Origin of the sequence: Starkeya nomas, from assembly GCF_902703545.1 — a bacterium.
Classification (GTDB): domain Bacteria; phylum Pseudomonadota; class Alphaproteobacteria; order Rhizobiales; family Xanthobacteraceae; genus Ancylobacter; species Ancylobacter moscoviensis.
The window spans coordinates 1-957 of record NZ_CACSAS010000040.1; the positions used below are offsets into that span (position 1 = coordinate 1).

A 957-nucleotide genomic window follows, 5' to 3' on the forward strand; every position below is an offset into this window, starting at 1 on the left:
TCGGCGGCGAGCAGCTGCGAAAGGCGAAGGGAGCGCGGGCATGAAGACGCTGACCCTTCAGGATCTCACCCACGACGAGCTCCTCGCCTGGATCGAGACGGCTGTGCTGGCGCGCTTCCTTCCCGGCAGGATCGTCCGGCAGGCCGACCTGCTGTCGCTTCGGCACGCCACCCTCCAGGCTAAGGCTCAGGAGACCAGCACGGCGCGGCACGCCGCCGCCCAGGCTTCGGACGCGGCATGGGACGCCGCGCGGCGGGAGAAGCTCGGAACCCGACGGCGGGCCGAGGCCGATCTAGCGCATGTCAAGGCCGAGGCCGCTTACCGCAGGGCCGTGCGGGCTGACCAGAAGGCCGATGCGGAGGCAGAAGCCTGCTGGGCGGCGCTCGAAGCAGAATGGGAGCGCAAGCGATGACGCGCCGCCGCACCCGCAACGCCGCATCCGTGGACATAGGCGCCGTGCTCGCGGCCGATGCCGATCTCGCCGCCGCCGACGCGGCCTGGCTGGCGCGCGGCTATGTCCGCACCTCCTGCCGCCTCTGGCTGTGCCGCGACGGCAAGTACACCGCCCGCCTCGTGTGGCGAAACCGCGCGCACGTCTGTTCGACCATCTCCCATGTCGTGCGGGGGTTGATCATCGCATGACCGGCAGCGACGTCTTCGCGCAGATCGCGGCGGTGATCGGCCTGCCGCTGGCAGTGCGCCTCGCGGAACAGCGCGGCGGCGGACGGTTCACGGTGCCCGCTCACGCCCCCGCCGGTCATTGGCTCGTGGAACTGCTCGGACGGGAGGCGGCCGACAAGCTCTGCGCCCACTGCAGAACCCTGTCGCCGGAGAACACGGCGCGCGGCGTCGAGATCGACATGCCCCGCGGGCCCACCGGCACGCTCGCCCAGGCGCGCCGGCGCATGGCCGAGGCGCTGGAGCAAGGGGCCACCGCTGACGCCGCCGCCCGCGCCT

At 72.5% G+C, this 957-nt stretch carries 3 protein-coding genes; all 3 read left to right on the forward strand.

The window, feature by feature from the left end:
• The first annotated feature begins 40 nt into the window (after window positions 1-40).
• Window positions 41-412, forward strand: a complete 372-nt coding sequence (locus STARVERO_RS22995) for a hypothetical protein (protein WP_159602522.1) — start codon at window positions 41-43, stop codon at window positions 410-412.
• Window positions 409-642, forward strand: coding sequence for a hypothetical protein (locus STARVERO_RS23000; RefSeq protein WP_159602525.1), 234 nt, complete (start codon window positions 409-411; stop codon window positions 640-642). The genes STARVERO_RS22995 and STARVERO_RS23000 overlap by 4 nt, the downstream gene beginning before the upstream one ends.
• A partial coding sequence (locus tag STARVERO_RS23005; protein WP_159602139.1) for a hypothetical protein occupies window positions 639-957 on the forward strand: 319 nt, incomplete at its 3' end. The genes STARVERO_RS23000 and STARVERO_RS23005, both read left to right, overlap by 4 nt.